This is a genomic window from Candidatus Bipolaricaulota bacterium (assembly GCA_021159055.1).
In the GTDB taxonomy this organism is placed as follows: Bacteria; Bipolaricaulota; Bipolaricaulia; order UBA7950; family UBA9294; genus S016-54.
In genome coordinates this window covers 1-1,762 of sequence record JAGGSO010000122.1, presented here as the reverse complement: position 1 = coordinate 1,762, position 1,762 = coordinate 1, and the positions used below count along the sequence as shown (strand labels likewise).

2 protein-coding genes are annotated in these 1,762 nt (G+C 46.8%); both read right to left on the bottom strand.

Going from position 1 to position 1,762, the window contains the following annotated elements:
* Nucleotides 1-92: 92 nt before the first annotated feature.
* Nucleotides 93-1,115 carry a tRNA guanosine(34) transglycosylase Tgt gene (gene tgt, locus J7J55_06410; protein MCD6142333.1) on the bottom strand — a complete coding sequence of 341 codons (1,023 nt, stop codon included), beginning with the start codon at nt 1,113-1,115 and terminating at the stop codon, nt 93-95.
* Nucleotides 1,108-1,762, bottom strand: a 655-nt coding sequence (locus J7J55_06405) for an S-adenosylmethionine:tRNA ribosyltransferase-isomerase (GenBank protein ID MCD6142332.1), incomplete at its 5' end; no start/stop codon positions are given. The genes tgt and J7J55_06405, both read right to left, overlap by 8 nt.

Below are 1,762 nucleotides of genomic sequence, written 5' to 3'. Positions count from 1 at the left end.
TCCCTGAACCGCTCAATTGAAACAACATCGCAGGCAACAATAACTCCATGCTCCTTTTCGAACAACATCATCTGTAATGCCTGACGCTGTTTTTAGAGTTTTTCCTGCTTTATTTTCTCCCTTGCCTCTTCCACGATTTTGTTGGTGAAAAAAAGGTTATGTATTGTCGCAAGTCGTGGCCCCAGCGGATCCTTTTCCTTGAAAAGATGGTTCAGATAGTCAAGCGAGAAATTTCTGCAGGTATAACATTCGCAGCCCTCCTGAATCACATCACCTTTCACCTTGGCTCTTCCAAGATTTATTCTTCCTTTATCGGTAAAAATTGTGCCGTGGCGGGCGTTTCTTGTCGGAAAGGCGCTGTCAAATATGTCTATGCCCATTTTTATCCCTCTGATTATGTCTTCTGCTGAGCCGACTCCCATGAGATGGCGGGGTTTGTTTTTCGGCAGGTAGGGCAGCGTTGCTTCCACCATGCGGTGCATCTCTTCCTTTGGTTCGCCTATGCAAAGCCCTCCTATTGCAAATCCATCAAATTCCATATCGGCTATGGCTTTTGCACATCTCACACGCTCTTCCCTGAATGTCCCACCCTGGAGTATTGCAACCCTTCTTTTACCCTGGCAGCGCGATGCCCATTCAATTGTTTTGTTCACCGACTCAACAACTCTCTCCCGGGTATAGGGATAAGAAGGGCAGTCGTCCAGCGACAGTGCAATATCAACCCCTATTTTTTCCTGCATCTCTATTGATTTTTCAGGAGTGAAAATATCAGACGCGCCGTCCGGCATTGAAAAAGCAATGCCGTCATTGCCAACCTCTGAAGGAAATTTCTTTATGGGCTGGAATCCGCCGCTGTCACTCACAACGAAACCTTTCCATCCCATGAATTTGTGTATTCCGCCAGCCCTCTCTATCTTGTCAAGTCCCCTTCTGTAGAGATGAAGGGCGTTTACAATTATGCCCCTGCAGCCTGCATTCCATGCTTCTTCGGGCGTGAGCGTCTTTATCACAGCTTTTGTTGCAACTGGAAGAAAAATAGGGGTTTCAAAATTACCGTGTGGCGTTTTCAGCAGGCCGACTCTTGCATTCCCATGCTCGGCAATTATCTCAAACATTTTTATCCATTATCAGCATTGCATCCCCGAAGCTCAAAAAGCGATAGTTATTTCTCAACGCTTCGTCATAAGCTTTCATGATTGCATCTTTCCCTGCATATGCACTCACAAGCAGAAGCGGAGTTGACTTCGGGAGATGGAAGTTGGTCAGAATTGCAGTTATCGGAGATTTGAATTTGTAGCCGGGATATATGAACAAATCGCTCCATCCACTCCCCGCTTTCACCACTCCGCCCGAAGACGAACTTTCGAGTGTTTTTATGGTCGTTGTCCCAACGGCAATTATGTTTGCCTTTCCGCTCGCCTCGTTAATTTTTCCGGCTGCCTCTTCGCTGACCTCATAAAACTCTGCCTCCATTTTATGCTCTTCCACTACCCTCGAGCGAATCGGCATAAATGTCCCTATTCCCACATGGAGAGTAATATAAACTACCTCAATACCTTTCCTTTTCATCCCGGCAAGCATCTCCTCTGTGAAATGCAGCCCCGCAGTAGGCGCAGCGACAGAGCCTTTCTCTTTCGCAAAGACGCTCTGGTACATCTCAGCCGTTTCTTTATCAACTTTTCCCTTTATGTAAGGCGGGAGAGGCATCTCCCCCATTTCCTCTAACTCCTCCATGCCAAGAGGGATTTCAACAGTACATTTG

What these genes read in the sequence shown, in the direction of transcription:
- tgt (MCD6142333.1), bottom strand. Translation starts at nt 1,115, where the DNA reads ATGTTTGAGATAATTGCCGAGCATGGGAATGCAAGAGTCGGCCTGCTG.